The organism is Daejeonella sp. (assembly GCF_046590655.1).
Classification (GTDB): Bacteria; Bacteroidota; Bacteroidia; order Sphingobacteriales; family Sphingobacteriaceae; genus Daejeonella.
On record NZ_JBKJUM010000039.1, the window covers coordinates 1 to 15,533 of the forward strand.

General features: G+C 41.6%; 13 protein-coding genes. 1 reads left to right on the plus strand and 12 read right to left on the minus strand.

The features are described from left to right. The 7 genes from ACLL8Z_RS04090 to ACLL8Z_RS04120 form a co-directional block, all read right to left on the minus strand. Positions 1–559: glycosyltransferase family 2 protein (locus ACLL8Z_RS04090; protein WP_411273486.1), on the minus strand; the 559-nt coding region annotated here is incomplete at its 3' end. After that, positions 540–1,814, minus strand: coding sequence for a glycosyltransferase family 4 protein (locus ACLL8Z_RS04095; protein ID WP_411273487.1), 1,275 nt, complete (start codon positions 1,812–1,814; stop codon positions 540–542). The genes ACLL8Z_RS04095 and ACLL8Z_RS04090, both read right to left, overlap by 20 nt. 133 nt (positions 1,815–1,947) lie before the next feature. Further along, positions 1,948–2,844 (minus strand): sugar transferase, encoded by an 897-nt coding sequence (locus tag ACLL8Z_RS04100; RefSeq protein ID WP_411273488.1) that lies wholly within the window; start codon positions 2,842–2,844, stop codon positions 1,948–1,950. 53 nt (positions 2,845–2,897) lie between these two features. After that, entirely contained in the window at positions 2,898–4,208 is a 1,311-nt protein-coding gene (locus ACLL8Z_RS04105) for an MFS transporter (protein ID WP_411273489.1), read from the minus strand. Positions 4,209–4,425: 217 nt separating this feature from the next. Then, positions 4,426–5,244: an SDR family oxidoreductase gene (locus ACLL8Z_RS04110; RefSeq protein WP_411273490.1), complete on the minus strand. Its 819-nt coding sequence runs from the start codon at positions 5,242–5,244 to the stop codon at positions 4,426–4,428. Positions 5,245–5,250: 6 nt separating this feature from the next. After that, positions 5,251–6,102, minus strand: a complete 852-nt coding sequence (locus tag ACLL8Z_RS04115; RefSeq protein WP_411273491.1) for an alpha/beta hydrolase — start codon at positions 6,100–6,102, stop codon at positions 5,251–5,253. Positions 6,103–6,113: 11 nt separating this feature from the next. Next, positions 6,114–6,320, minus strand: a complete 207-nt coding sequence (locus ACLL8Z_RS04120) for a sialate O-acetylesterase (protein WP_411273492.1) — start codon at positions 6,318–6,320, stop codon at positions 6,114–6,116. A 458-nt stretch (positions 6,321–6,778) separates the two neighbouring features. On the opposite strand from ACLL8Z_RS04120, the gene uxuA reads away from it, so the two are divergent. Beyond that, positions 6,779–7,966, plus strand: a complete 1,188-nt coding sequence (gene uxuA / locus ACLL8Z_RS04125; RefSeq protein WP_411273493.1) for a mannonate dehydratase — start codon at positions 6,779–6,781, stop codon at positions 7,964–7,966. A 48-nt stretch (positions 7,967–8,014) separates the two neighbouring features. On the opposite strand, the gene ACLL8Z_RS04130 is transcribed toward uxuA, so the two are convergent. From ACLL8Z_RS04130 to ACLL8Z_RS04150, 5 genes are all read right to left on the minus strand, one after another. Then, positions 8,015–9,391, minus strand: coding sequence for a putative oxidoreductase C-terminal domain-containing protein (locus tag ACLL8Z_RS04130; protein ID WP_411273494.1), 1,377 nt, complete (start codon positions 9,389–9,391; stop codon positions 8,015–8,017). Between the two features lies 1 nt (position 9,392). Further along, entirely contained in the window at positions 9,393–10,826 is a 1,434-nt protein-coding gene (locus tag ACLL8Z_RS04135; RefSeq protein WP_411273495.1) for a Gfo/Idh/MocA family protein, read from the minus strand. A 31-nt stretch (positions 10,827–10,857) separates the two neighbouring features. Then, positions 10,858–11,718, minus strand: coding sequence for a ThuA domain-containing protein (locus ACLL8Z_RS04140; protein WP_411273496.1), 861 nt, complete (start codon positions 11,716–11,718; stop codon positions 10,858–10,860). 4 nt (positions 11,719–11,722) lie between these two features. Beyond that, positions 11,723–13,009 carry a PmoA family protein gene (locus tag ACLL8Z_RS04145; protein ID WP_411273497.1) on the minus strand — a complete coding sequence of 429 codons (1,287 nt, stop codon included), beginning with the start codon at positions 13,007–13,009 and terminating at the stop codon, positions 11,723–11,725. A gap of 214 nt (positions 13,010–13,223) precedes the next feature. Beyond that, on the minus strand, positions 13,224–15,524 hold the full coding sequence (locus ACLL8Z_RS04150; protein ID WP_411273498.1) for a c-type cytochrome: 2,301 nt from the start codon (positions 15,522–15,524) through the stop codon (positions 13,224–13,226). Positions 15,525–15,533: the final 9 nt, after the last annotated feature.

Genomic DNA, 15,533 nt, shown 5'->3' on the forward strand with positions numbered 1-15,533 from the left:
TTGCCTTTTTTGCAGCTCTAAGAATCCAATCTATGTCAGAGCTAAGTTTATAATTGGTGTTATACGGTTCTGTAATTGACCTCCGTATATAAATGGCCTGGTGGCTAATACTCATCCCGAACTTAAAATCTTTCCAGGTAAAATGCTGCGGAGCTTTGTGGCGTCTTTGTCCGAGGCTCTTCCAGCTTTCATTATACATCTCCGTTTCACCGTAGTATATATCTGCATCGGGCTGCGTTGAAAATACCTTTTCAACGGTTTCAGAAGCATAAATTTCATCGCCTGAATTCATGAATAAAACGTAATCCCCGGTAGCATGCGCCAAACCTTTGTTCATAGCATCATATATACCACTATCGCTTTCCGATATCAGGGTGCTGATCCGGCTGCGGTATTGATTCAGAATCCCGAGAGTTCCGTCAGACGAGCCTCCATCAATCAGTACGTATTCAATGTTTGAATAGGTTTGGTTTATAACGGACAACATCGTACGCTCGATGTCACTTACATTATTATAAACGATCGTAATGACACTTAATTTAGGCTGAAACATGGTCATTTAACAAAGAGTTATACAATTCCACATGGCGATTTGCAACTACCGTTTCAGAAAAATACGACATAACATGCGCCCGGGCGTTTGCCTGCAATAATTCCTTTTTCGGATGTTTAAACATCCAGCTAATTCCTGCCGCCAGGTCTGCTGATGAACGATGCTCAGCGAGATAACCATTGATCTTATGTTCGACCATATCGGGAATGCCCCCGGTATTAAATGCCACCACCGGGGTGCCGCAAGCAAGGCATTCAAGTACCGTATAGGGGAGATTATCTTCAAGGGAAGGAGCCAGGAACACATCAGCGGCGTTATAGCATATCGCCAGTCTATCTTCATTAGAAATAGTTCCAAGGAATGTTGTTTTAAAGGGAAATTCGGGCAGATTTCGGGTATCCCTGTTTCCAAAGATAACCAGCTCGATATTTTCAATTTCCAGGTGATGCTCGTTTGCAAAAGTTTCAAGTCCTTCAATTAAATATGATGTTCCTTTGTGCTGGTCTTTGCGCGAGGGCATAAAGCCACTCATTAAAATAAACTTACCAGGCGATAAGCCTAGAATCTTCCGGGATTCTGCCTGGGAGAAAGGTTTGAATATCCCGGTGTCCAGCGTGTTGGGAATATTGATTTTGGGTCTGGATTTGAGTAACTTGCTTTTTGACACAGACTCCGCCATCCATCTGCTGGGGGCTACAATAGTAAAGTTGATTTGCTTATAGGCCTCGCTTTTCTGCTTCCAAATTCGATGGGAAAGGTCGTTTGGGTTTGAATTTTTAAGCACCGGGCAATTCCCACATTCTAACTCGTAATGATCACAGGAGTATCGTACATGGCATCCTCCGGTGAATGCATTACTATCATGAAAGGTCCATACAATAGGTTTGTTTAACCGCGCAAGTTTTGCAAGATCTTGCGGCCGGAGAAACGCATGATTGATCCAATGAACATGAATTAGGTCAACAGACTCAAGAATTTCCCGACTGCTAATATTTTTACCCCATAACGGTATCGAAAACGGTATTGGTAAATGCTTTACGAAAATCTTATTCGCCAGGCGTTCAAGTAGAATGCCGACCGCCGTGAGCCATTTAAAAAAAAAGCCTTTGGAAAGGTTGTGAACCTGCGGATTACTCTTAAAAAGAAAATTTACAGCTACTTCTGATTGTATACCCTGTTTTTGAAGGGCTTTGCTCAGGCGGAGACTAGCTTTTCCTGCTCCTCCGTTTCCGGCGTAGGTATTTAAATGAAGTATTTTCACGAAGATCAAAAATACAAAAATAAACAACGTCGAATGTGAGGAGTACAATCCGTTGCCCTGGTCTCTGCGGCCCGTCCAAATGGCTTCAGCACGGCGGGCGTTTAGGTTTCGGTGGGCGCGTAAGTCGTCTTATTCAGAATTTCTCCCTTACAAACCTGAAAATGCGCTGCACCAAGTTCCCCTTCCGATGTTTTAGAAAATGTTTGATAGCCATGAATGCCTCAATGTTCTCACTCACCTCAGTAGGAAATTCAGCCACAGCCTGATTGCTAATCTGAGCGTCGTAGATATTATTCTTCCCGGAATGGATCCCCGTTCCATCGTGCCCGATGTTATTGATTAAAGAAGACGATGGGTTAAGAGTTAGACCGCCTTTTAAAAAAATGGAAGCGTACCAACGGATTGCCCATGAGTTATTCTTCCCTCTCTTGAATTCCCTCACCTGTTTCCAGAAATTCATGGTTCCATCAATAGAAAAACGGTAACGTTTACTACTATCAAACTGGCTGATGATTTTATCAATATCTGGTTCAAAATGCTTCCAGGCTCTGCCCCATGTGGCCCATCCCCAACTTGAAGCTGCACGGTAAAAAAATGTCTGGGGCAGATTCTTATTTTGATGAGGATACATGTATGCGCCGATATGCATTACCCTTTCTTCATTTTCATAACGCTTCAGGGCATCATTGAAATAGCGCAGCGTAAATGTAGAACTAATAAGATCATCTTCAAAAACGATTACCTTGCCATATTTTTCTGTCAGCATACTTACCCCATCGATTATAGAGTTTGCCAGGCCAAAATTAGTTTTACGATAAATTATTTCTACTGATTTGAAACCCTCGACCGAGCTAATTATATCCCGTACCTGGTCAACGCTTTCTCCCTGCTGGTCTGTCTTCGCACCATCAGAAAAAATAAACAGGCGCGACTCGTCGGCGAGTAGGTTCTGTTTCAAAAATTTAAGCGTACGCCTGGTATGTTCCGGGCGGTTGAACACGAACAAGGCGATGGGAGCAAGTTGTTGCATAATGATAATAATCAACCGATTTGTATAAGAAGATATTATCGGCTGGTCAAAAATTATTTCTCGTCAACAATAGGTATCATCTTTGGCACAAGCAAACGGAACATCACAAACCATGCTGTCAAATAAGCAACTCCACAGATAAAAAACATAATATAATACCCTGTTTGGATATGCCCCAGGGCTTTGTAATGATCAAAGAGCTTGCCTGCCAATTTAGCAATCGCCATGCCTCCAAGTCCCCCTGCCATACCTCCCATGCCGATAACAGAACCTATAGAATTTTTTGGAAACATATCAGAAACAGTCGTGAAAATATTAGCTGACCACGCCTGATGCGCTGAGGCTGCTATACCAATTATAAGAACAGCATACCACATGTTAAATGTTCCAGCTTGTTGTGAAAATATTACGAGCAGAGGGAACAGTGCATATATGAACATTGAGGTTTTACGGGCTCTGACAATTGACCAGCCCTTGCTTTTAACGAACCACATAGGGAGCCAGCCTCCGAGAATACTTCCGAAACCCGCCATTGTATAAACCACTACAATTGGAAACGTGATCTGCATGCCAACCAATCCGTACTCAGCTATTAAAAATGCTGGTAGCCAAAAAAGGAAGAACCACCAAATTCCATCTGTGAGAAACTTGCCTGATATAAAGGACCACGTTTGTTTGTATGTAAGCAATTTTAGCCATGGAATTTTTGGTCCTTCTTCGCCCGTTTCACTTTCCTGATCAACATCACTATGTATATAGTCAAACTCAGCCTTTGAAAGCTTTTTATGTTTTGAAGGAATTTCATACATCCAGAACCATAAAACTAACCAGACAAGGCCTACCGCTCCGGTAGCGATGAACGCCATTTGCCAGCTATAGGTGATTGCCAGCCATGGAACTACAATTGGAGCTAAAATAGCCCCGATATTAGTACCCGAGTTAAAAATACCAGTGGCAAAAGCTCGCTCCTTTTTTGGAAACCACTCGGCAACAGTTTTTATTGCTGCCGGAAAGTTTCCAGCTTCCGACACCCCAAGCATTGCCCTGTACGCAGCAAAACTAAAAGTGCTTGTTGCGAACGCATGCAAAATAGATGCAATACTCCATAATATCAGGGAAGCTGCATAACCTAATTTGGTCCCAACCTTATCTATAATACGGCCCACCCCTAACATTCCAATAGCGTATGCCAGAGTAAAGGCAATAACAATATTTGAATAGTCGGACTCTGACCAGTTAAATTCCTTTTCTAAGGTGGGTTTCAGCAAGCTTATAACCTGCCTATCGAGATAATTTATCGTCGTTGCAAAGAATACCAGAAAACATATAGTCCAGCGGTAATTTCCAATTTTAGTATCGCTCATTTTAGTTTATTATTACAGTCATCCAAACAGATATTTTATTTAGAGTTTTAGTATGCCCTGGCGTTATGATTGCAAACCTTCTTAACAATTTAACCTGGCCATTCGATTTCGTTTGGCAATTCGCCATTTTCGATTAGTTAAGATGAAGTCTTTGCATAAAAATTCTTTCATTGGAAACTAGTGTTAGTTGTTGGTGATTAGTTGTTAGTGCAAGCGTCTACACACCGCTGTTCACAAAAAAGCCACCATCGACATTGATTACTGTTCCGGTAACAAACTCCGAAGAATCGCTCAAAAGCCAAACAAGTGCACCGATTAACTCGTCTGTGTCTCCGAATCGCTTATAGGGGGTTTGTTTCAATACCAGATTACCTCTTTCTGTATATGATCCATCCGGGTTAGTAAGCAAGGCTCTGTTTTGTTCTGTTAAGAAAAATCCGGGAGCTATAGCGTTCATCCTCAGTTTATCGCCAAAGCGATTCGCCATTTCAACAGCGAACCATTGGGTATAGCAATCAATAGCCGCTTTACCCATGCTATAACCTAATACGCGAGTTATTACACGCTTTGAAGCCATTGATGAGATATTTACAATGGCCCCTTTCCCTTCATTCTTAACCAAGGCTTCGCCAAAGATCTGAGTCGGTATTAAGGTTCCCCATAAATTAAGATCCACAGCTTTTCTCATACCATCCATATTCATTTTGAAAATATCATGATCTTTGAGAACAATTGCTTCCGGAATATTTCCACCTGCTGCATTCACCAATCCGTCAATTTTACCGAACTTATCAAGTACTTTATTCTTTGCCAGCTCCAGACTTTCTACATCCAGTACATCGGCGATTAGAGCAATAGCATTACCTCCAGACTGAATTACCTTCTCGGCACGCTCGTTAGCTACCTTTTCATTTCTACCTAAAATTCCGACTGCACCACCAGCTTCGGTGATTCCCTTTATGAATGACTGGCCAATAATTCCCGTTCCGCCGGTTACAACGATAACTTTTCCTTCTAAGGAAAACTTGTTCTGCATGATTTGTCAATTACTAATGATTGTAGTTGCGAGCCACTTTTCTAACAGAAGTGGCCAGGCAACTGCTGCTACATTTCCTGATCTAAGCCCATATCCGTGACCCCCTTTCGGATAGATATGAAATTCAAAAGGAAGTTTCAATTCCCGCAATGCGTTTGCGAGTGGGAGGGGGAGATCGTTTTGATCATCCGCTGTGAAAAATATAAAAACTGGTGGTATGTCTTTGGTCACACTGATTTGAGGATTTAGTTCTTGTTTATTAGCGCCATTAGCGGTGTATGCAGGATAAATAAGAATTGCAAAGTCGGGACGTGCGGATATGTCGTCAATCTTATCGATCCGATCATATGTTTGCTTAGTATAACTTGTCGCGGCCATCACTGCAAGATGTCCTCCGGCAGAAAATCCCATGATCCCGATTTTATTTTTATTCAAGTTCCAGTCGCCTGCCCGCTCTCTAACTATACGGATTGCTCTTTGTGCATCTTGCAACGCCCCTTCTCGTTTTTGAGGGGTTCTGTACTCTAAGACAAACACTGTGTACCCGAGCTTAGCGAAATGGACGGCAACCTCTTCGCCCTCTATATTAATCGCAAGAATTCTATATCCACCACCAGGACAAACAATAATACCGGCACCGTTTGACTTTGCCTGCGGACGATAAACTGTTATCTGAGGATCAGTAATATTGGTAATTCTCCTCACGTTTCTGCTGGTGTCAGAATGTAGTTCTGCCGGATGTTTGGCTTCAGATTCGCCCGGCACCTTCCCAGGCCATAATTTTAGACGTTCGTTTCCTTGAGAAAAAGTGTTTAGTGTCAATAAGCAGGAAGTTATAATTAGCAATATAGTTTTCATTTCCGATTTTATTAATTATTAGTTCTAAATGACGATGCAGCAAGATTGGGATTATTATAAAGCTTTATACCGTCTACCGCACACAGCACGAGTCCTATTTTGACGTTTAAATTATTTTCTGCCATGGCTATACCGAAACTAAGATGGGGACCGACACCGGTAAGCGTCGGCTTCTCAAAATGGACCAGATTCTTTGTTGGTTTTAATATGCATAGCATTCGCTAATATAAAAAAACCCTCCGAATTATTAGCGGGCTTTATACTATTTTCCCTATTAATACCCGGGATTTTCAGCTCTCGTGATAATTGTATCAGTAGAGTTTATTGTTTCCAAAAGCCATTCTAATTCCAGACGGAAATGTGAAACTGCAGGATTTTTTTTGCACCCGATTGGTTGTAGTTATCCTCCAGAGCAAAAAGACCTGAATTCAATAGACAGATGATTATTTTATTATATACTTTCATGAATTCAAAATTATAAACCAATATTCAAATCGAAAACAAATTCCTTCTGTAAATTCACCGGCAACGGGCTATGCTAACCGGGTGGAGGAAATAGGTAAGATTTGACATGAAGATTATCAAGCCTCTATTCAGTGAGAATCCGAATGGGCGAAAGGGCAAAATAGCGTAGGGAACAAGGATAAGTAACAAAGACGAAAACCTATATACAATAATGCAGAACCTAGAACAAACATTCCGGTGGTTTGGACCGAACGACGAAGTGACATTGGCCGATATCAGGCAGACTGGAGCAACAGGAATTGTTACCGCCCTCCACCATATTGCTTGCGGAGATGAGTGGACTGCTGCGGAAATAGCTAAAAGAAAGAAAAACATAGACGATGCCGGTTTGAGATGGTCGGTAGTAGAAAGCGTAAACCTTCATGAGAGCATTAAAACAGGTGAGCCGGAAAGGGACAAATACATAGAGCAATATGTCAGGACACTAAAAAACCTGGGTAATGAAGGATTGAAGACGGTGTGTTATAACTTTATGCCAGTACTTGACTGGACACGTACCCATCTTGACTTCCGTCTGCCGAATAATGCCAGTGCTTTAAGATACGAAGCTTCTGCCCTTGCAGCGTTCGAGCTATACATCCTCGAAAGAGAAGACGCTTTCACTGAATACACACCTCAACAACAAGAAGCGGCCAAAACCTACCTCGACAGACTTTCTGAGGATGAAATAACGCTTGTCACCAATGTGATTATGGCCGGCCTTCCCGGAACAGATGAAGTGTTCACAGTCGAAGAATTCCGGGAACATTTACGACGATATGCTGATGTTGACGCAGCAAAACTTAAAGAGAATCTGGCTTATTTCCTTCGCGGCATCATACCAGCTGCCGAGGAAGCGGGTATAAAAATGTGTATACATCCCGATGATCCACCTTTCCCAATCTTAGGGTTGCCGCGGGTTGTTTCTAACGAAAATGACCTTAAAGATATAATAGGATTTATTCCTTCTCCAAGTAATGGAATTACACTATGTACGGGATCACTGGGCGCCAGAGCCGACAATGATATTCCTGGAATTGTGGAAAGGCTAGGTGAGCATATTCATTTTGTCCACCTGCGGAACGTAAAGCGCGAAGCTGATGGCAGTTTTTACGAAGCTGAGCACCTTGCTGGATGTACAAATATGTACGCTGTAATGAAGAACATTATCCTGGAGCAGCAAAAACGTGTTAAGTCAGGTCGTAATGATATCGCCATTCCCATGCGCCCGGATCATGGTCACAAAATATTGGACGACTACAAAAGGAATACTTATCCCGGCTATTCAATAATTGGAAGATTAAAAGGGCTGGCAGAATTGCGTGGGCTGGAGTTAGGAATTAGAAGATCCCTTAAATAGTTTGCCCCATCCTGCTATTTTATCTATTGGTTCTTCTTGTCAAGCATTCTACTTGCTCTTTTTCGCTAACTCTAAAGCCTGGGTAGTAGTATAATACTTGGCAATCATGTTCGGCACTTCCCACGCAGGAATATTTCCGTTTTTAAGATATTCAAGAAATTTCTCCGTCACTTTTGCAAAATGTGCCTCATGACTTTCTTTGTATTTCTCGGGAACAATAACTTCCCAACCTTTACCAAGCTTTTTAAGCTCTACCCCAGGATATTTTTTCTGAACATCCTTAATTTTTGCGTTCAGTTTTTCGCTGAAAGTACTCGTGGCTCCGCCGATAGGTTCAATATACAAAGCTGGTTTGTAAAGCTGATCAGCTCCCTGACGGATCACTAAATTTGCAAGAGTTCCTCTCATTATCGAATAGTGAGTGTCAGCTGTCCCTTCTGGCGCTTTGAAAGCCCATTTCACAGAAACCTTGGCGTGTACATCACGTATCTTATAATTAAACTCGCCGTTTGAGAAGACTTTTAGTATGCTGTCACGTTCTACATATTTATTTAAATACTCCGGAAATACGTTGACTTTAGTCATTGCCTGAAACTGGCTTAAGCTTATGTCTGTCGACGCTCTTGTGGAATTAGTGATTTGAATGTCCTTCTTGTAATCGATAATCTGGTCAGGAAAACACTCCCACTGAATAAGATCAACCAGGTGAGTGGTAACATCCACTATTCCTTCTCCCTCCTGCGCTACGTCGAAAAACCAGGTCGGGCGGGTTAACACGCTTCCGGATACATATTTATAAAAGTGGTGCACACTCTCTTTAGTTACTGCGGGATTTTCCGCAGTGCCCTTCTCGAGGGTGCCAAACACTTCAGGAATCAAGGAGAACTCTTTTTGAAGCATCGTATTGATTTCGAAGCGCTCTGTCATGATGTCATAAAGCAAAAGTTTTTTCCTTTTTGCTTCAGAAAAAACTTGCTTTAACTCCTCAAAACTTTTTGAGTCTATTGCCATCGGCTTGTCGGCATACACGTTAAAGCCTTCGGCAATTGACCTCTTAATATATTCGGTCTTTTTTAAATTATTTCCAGCAAGCATCACCACATTGCCCTTTTTTTCCGACAGCATCTTTTCCATGAAGTCATCACCTAAATAGACCTCTTCTTTCCATTTAGTGGGATCCTCAGCACGACTATTATAAGATTCTATCTTCTCAAGATGCAGTTGGACGTCAGTTCCCTCCGGTGCATAAACATGAACAACTGAATCCACATCCGCATACATTGATTTTTGTACCAATGCAGAATGGAAGTGGCCAGGATCAAGCGTAATCAGTTTTACTTTCTGACTCTCTTTTGCATCTTGATTGGTTGAATCGGCACATCCGGCTGCGATCATGGAGATCAATATAATGAATGATTTTTTCATACTAGCTTTTCTTGTTTAAGACATAATTTGTTCCGTATGGGAATCTCTGGGGTCTTGACAAGAGTTTGTTTGCTTCCACATTATCTTTGAACACTTCTTTCTTAGGATCCCAATACAACTTACCGGGAACTTTCATTGCTGCATGAGCTATAAGACAAGTGCTGCATGATCGATGGGCAACTTCAGCGGGGCTGATAGTTTCCTTCTTACTTTGTATACAATCAAGCCAGTTTCCATGTTGTTCCGGACTTTCATATAAATGAGTTTCTTTAGGTCCTATTATTGAGCTCAGGATCTTCGGATCGCTGGCCTGAAATGCTTTGGGTTGTCCACCAGGTGAAGTTGGATCAGACGAAGTAACGGCCACACTTCCCCGTGAAACGAAGATCCATCCATCAGTACCTTCAAAGCGAATTCCATTAGGATTTTTGCTGCTCATCAACATATTCACTCCGTTAGCGTATTTAGCGCTAACCTCGTAATTTCCATGCACATTCCATAATCCTTTCTTTGGAAATTCGGAAGTGGCTTCAATTTCAATAGGTCCGGTCAATTCAGTATTCATCCCCCAATGGGCAATGTCAATATGGTGAACACCCCAGCCAGTAATCATTCCAGCACCGAATTGTTCTAGTCTAAGCCAGCCACCTCTCGAGGTTATGTCGGTTGTAGAGTGAACACGATCCAGTGTATAGTAAATCTCCGGGGTAGAACCCAGCCACATATCATAGTTGAAACCCTCAGGAATTGACATCTCTGTAGTGATTCCACCGGAAGGATCTATTGGAAGGCCAATATGAACAGTATGCAATTTACCGATACGTCCGTTTCTTACAAGCTCACAGGCTTTTTTAAACTGAGGCCAAGGATTCACTGAACGTTGCTGGCTTCCTAACTGAAAAGTCACTCCAGATTTTCGGACTGCATCACTCATCTGACGACCTTCTTCGATTGTCAGGGAAGTTGGTTTTTGAAGATAAATATGCTTACCGGCCATTGCAGCTTCAATTGCAGGCTGCGCGTGCCAATGATCCGGCGTACTGATCATCACGGCGTCAATATCTTTATTTGCAAGAAGCTCATGGTAGTCATCATAGGTTTTTACATCTACATAACCAGTTTTGTTCATTTTCTTGTCATACCATCCTTCTATCATTTGCTTTCCGCTTCTTAACCGGCCACGGTCTACATCAGCAACTGCCATAATTTGGGCAACATCGTATTTGAATGTTTCGACAAGATCATGCGTTGTAGCTATCCTTCCACAGCCAATCTGGCCGATATTGATACGGTTACTTGGGGCATTTTTACCAAAAACAGATGCGGGAACAATCGTGGGGAAACCAGTCATTGCAACGGTTGTAAGTACTGCGCCTTTAGCCGCGGTTTTCACGAAATCTCTCCGGGTATATGAAGACATTTTATCAGTTGTCATGTTTTTCTTTCTTTATAGGTTAATAGTAACATTAATATTGAACAGGAGTATCCCTGCTGCTTGCGTATGCTTTCGAATAATCTAATTTTTTGGATTCTCCTGCAACAAATTTTATTCCCTGCAATAAATGCTGAAGATACAAAGGCTGCTGGTAATATTCCTTATTGTGCCCAAGGGTGGTTATCCAGACATTTCCACCGTCGAAATTCTGATACCAAACCGCAGGATACAGGTCTTTAAACGGTGCCGAAAACTGCGCGATCTTATCCTGATCTCTCTCGTCAAGAGAGCTTAGATCATGAGCCATGGTAACTTTTATACCTGGATAAAGTTCCTTTGTGAAATAGCATTCGTCGCCAAATTCTCTTTCCCATACCATAGGCAGGCCCTTAACGGTTTCATGATCAGGGTCAATCACCTTTACTTTAAACTTTTGATTTTTTGCGTGCCACGAGAAAGTTCCGCCGATCATCTGTTTAAACCAGACCCAGTTACGTTCTGTACCTGTGACGGAATGGACGCCCACAAAGCCACCACCGGCTTCGATGTATCTCCTGAAGGCAAGACGTTGTGCATCCGTATCAAATACATCGTTATTAGTACTAGTGAACAGAAGCATCGTGTATTGCTTTAAATTCTCCTCTGTGTATACTGCCGGATCGTCACTAACATCAACTTTAAATCCATTATCGGCACCTAATTTTTGAACACCCTTCACGGCTTCAGCAATATTGTCGTGGATATAACCCTTACCGTTTTTAGTGTATACGAGTATTTTAACCTTTTTTAAATTAGATTCTTTCTCTGCTGCAAATACTGAACATACGAACAGAGATAATATTGAGAGCATTAATAAGTTCGCGACTTTGCTTTTACATGATATTGCTGTCATTATTTTAATTTTGATTATTTTGTTTAATAGTAATTACAGGACTGTGAGTAAATGCTTGCCAGGCTGCCTCTGCTTTCTCTTTTGAATACTTGCCGTTAAAGACAAGGAATCTGTATTTGAGTACATAATTTTTTCCGGGAATAAGCGGCCAGTCTTTATCTTTTGTGGGCGAGAAATTTGCGAATACATCGCCGCGTCCGTTAGTTGTTTCAGGCCATATTCTTAATGGTTCCGGATGATTAAAGTTAGCCGGGTAAGACATCATTACTGCACCACCGTAATCCGCATCCAAATTTCCCTGAACAATTACCCAGCGTGCCTTTGATCCATCTGCGGCTTTACGATTAAGCCCTTCAGAGGTTATCGTTTCGCTATTATCTTTATGCCATTTTTCAGTTGCGCGCCAGCCTAATCCGCCGTAGCGGTATTCTTCCAGGGTAACGGGGCTTTCTGAAGCGCAATTCAACTGAACTGTGATATCTGCGATATAGTAATCATTATTTTCTGGCTGAAATATTCTTACTGTCTGCAATTCGTTCAAAGCAACTTTCTCCAAACCGTCCTTTTTAAATACAATGTGTTCGTGGAGCGTTTGATAGTCAGCGTATACTGGCCCCTTATTTACAGAAACAAAACCAGCGAAACGAACAGTGCCAAGCTTCAGTTTCAGGTTCCAAAAATCCACTGTGTCTCCTTCAAAATATACATGAGTCCAGGGATTCCATAACCCGAAGTGGTGATAGTGATCCGCCGCATTTACTCTGGTGAGTTCCTGGCCATGTGGCGACCATAGCGGATGGATGAATCCGCTGCGCCTAAAAACTGTGTCAACGCCAGCCGGTGGATAAACAACTTTGTAATTGTATTTGAGAAGATTCCGATTTCCGGAACTTATAGTAAGTGCGCCGTCATCAACAACTGCATTCATTCCAGTATTCTGTCTTGAAGGCTTTGCCTTTACAAGTTCGAATAGTCTTTTTTGACCGCTGGTTCCTGATTGATTCATTATCCAATAAATGCTACGGGTTCCCCTGTCCTCTATTTGATAGTCGACATTTATCCGTCTACCATTGGTAATTTCGAAAAGACTAATTGCAGAATCGGGTAAAAAGGTAAGCTCGTCAAGATTGACCCGAACGATAATAGCGGCACCAGCAGATTCCTCCACAGGCTCGACAATGAGAGATGCTAATCTCTGTGCATGGGATATTGAAGTAAAAGATATTAGTCCGACGAGACTATAACCTAATTTTCTGAGCAATTCCCTATAAACACTCTTTAATTCACACATGTCTAGATATTAGGAGTTAACAGTAGCAAAATAGTGGATACTGCTAGTTATTATACAAACCAAATGTTTCAAATATACCCTACAAATGCACATTTCACGGCCTACTCCATCAAATAACCCATTCATAACAGTTTTGATACGATAATGATGTAAATATCTCAATTAGATATGATAAATAATATTGAAAAGAAAGGTTGAAACTTTAGGATGCAGGCTATTTCATTAGATTTAATTCCTCCATCGTAAACGGAATCTGCCGCCCTTTGAACTTATTTCTGATTTCAATAACATCTTTTGGGACAATTATCTCTCCCCGGTTGCTCCAGGAGTTGCGGATATAATTTAATAATTGTGCAATGTCATTATCCGAAAAGTCAGTATTAGATGCAATGCCAGGCATATCACCATTAATCTCAGGCGCTTTATACAGCTTTGGCCCAATTTGAATTGGACCCCTTAGTCCGTATAAAACGATTGCATTCAGCTTATTTTTATCTCCGACTACCCATTCAGAATTATTAAGCGGAGGCGCGAGAGAGCTGACGCCATTTCCATCTAAACCATGACAAGTCTGGCAAAAGGATTTGTATATTGAGGCACCTCGCGGGTACTGAGCAGCAAGATCTGTCTTGTTTCTCTTAGCTTTCTCATAATCTGTAATCACCTTTTTCAGTCTTTTATTTAAGACGAGGCCGGTATCTGAATTTAAGCTGAAAAAATCTTTAGAATAAGCCGTTTCTTCGTTTTTAACCGAACTGATTATTGCGTCTGCGACATAGATATCATTTCCAAAATTTTTACCTAGCTTAAGAAGTAAGCTTTTATAAGCTGCATAGTCAAAAGGCTTGATGTTAGTCGCCAGAAAAGCTACATATGGAGCTGAAGAGCTATTTTTGTCTTTGATTAAATCTTCAAAAACACTTACAAAGTCTTTATAGTTCTGACTATTGATGACCGACCTGGAACAACTTAGCGCCTGCATTTGCAATGGCCAGACAGCACTGGTCAGTAATGGCCAAATATCATCTTTTTTCAATTGCCCAAGTCCTTCCAGTGTCCACATCGCATGGGTAACCGCAAGTTGAGAAGTTGAGGTTTTTAAAACTTTACGTAATTCAGCTGCAATAGATTGATCTCCAGCATCGACAAGAAGCTGTTGGGCCATACTACGGACCCAGCCATTATCATGACCTAATAACTTGACAAGTTTGATCCGATCACCCGGAAACTTAACCCTTCTTGATTTCTTATTCTTTGGTTCTATCTTATAAATCCTTCCAAAAGAAATAGGTTCCGTAAGAGATCGCTCTTTAATCTCATTTTTTAGATATGGGGTAAGATAAGTTTTGTGCTGTATAATTCCCCGGTACATATCGACGACATAAAGTGCGCCATCCGGACCATTATATAAATTTACCGGCCTGAACCTTTCATCTTTACTTCGCAAAAACTCTGTATTGGCATAGGCTTGTTCGCCAATTATCGAATAACCTTCATTTGTCAGCACATTTCTCTTGATCAGGTTAGCGGAGGGCTCCGCTACAAAAGCGTTTCCATAATATTTCTTTCCGAACAGATGTCCGTTGTAAATGACTGGCCCACAGGCAGCAGTAAAGCTCACCAGACGAAGGCTGTCATCCAGGATGCCAGGCAAATATGCACGGTTTACTCCTGTTGTGGCCCTTGCAGGATAAACGTTATTGTTCACTACTATTTTCTTGTTAAATCCTGATACAGAAGTCTGATTTACATTCTCTGCTCCCAGGCCCGGACTAAAAAAATCACCTAAAAGATTTTCTGCATTTGTATTATAATACAATCGGCCCTGGTCGTCTTGGGTAATTCCCCACTGACCCCGAAAATGAGTTCTTTCGATTAACCACTTCTCCCCCTGCTTACGATAACGACGATCAGATTTCGCATTATAAATCCAGTTATCGAGAGCACGAAACAGCCCATTGGGTTGATGTTCTACATTACCCCCTTCCGCATAAGATGGGTCTACGAGTGTTTTTTTGAACGGCTTATCATTCCGAATTTCATAAAACCATAAGCGGGGAGATTCAGCAACCAGGATGCCATTTTCGATAAGACAAATAGCGCGGGGAAGTACTAAAGAATCAAGAAATACCTTTCTATCATCCATCACGCCATCACCATTGTTATCACTTAGGATAACAATTCTTCCGCGCGGCTGATCTTCACCCGTGCCCAGCGTGTCAGACATATACCCTTCCATTTCAGTTACCCATATTCGTCCCATTTTATCAAACACTATTGCAACAGGGGATTTTATCAGTGGTTCGCTGGTTACAAGCTTAAGACTAAACCCTTCTTCAATCTGCATTGTCTTCATTGATTCCTCCGCAGTTAATACAGGTGAAGAATCAAACTGCTTTCTGATCCGCAATGAATCCAGGATAGGATGATCCTCAACCTGTCGAAATGCCCCTCCTCCTACCAGAATAAAGAAACTAATAATTAAAAGTGTAAGTAAATAAGTTCTTCTTCTCATGAATATTAT